The following is a 220-nucleotide window of genomic DNA, read 5'->3' as shown; positions in this document are numbered from 1 at the left end:
ATGAATCTGGGGGTAAAATTCACCTCTGACACCGATTCTGAGGTGGTGGCCCAGCTGCTGGAGTACCACTATGATGAGTGCCACAACATGCTGGAAGCAGTGGGCCGCGTCCTGCGGCGCATTGAGGGGTCCTATGCGTTCGGCATCATCTGCTCGGACTATCCCGACGCGCTGATTGCTGCCCGCAAGGACAGCCCGCTGATTCTGGGCTATGGCAAGG

At 58.6% G+C, this 220-nt stretch carries 1 pseudogene; it reads left to right on the top strand.

What is annotated here, in order from left to right:
- Nucleotides 1-220, top strand: a pseudogene (locus HJV72_RS19210) (glutamine--fructose-6-phosphate transaminase (isomerizing)); the annotation flags it as partial.

The sequence above is a fragment of the Extibacter sp. GGCC_0201 genome, from assembly GCF_017566055.1.
In the GTDB taxonomy this organism is placed as follows: Bacteria; Bacillota; Clostridia; order Lachnospirales; family Lachnospiraceae; genus Extibacter.
The sequence above is the reverse complement of the archived record's forward strand: the minus strand, read 5'-3'. Positions and strand labels throughout refer to the sequence as shown.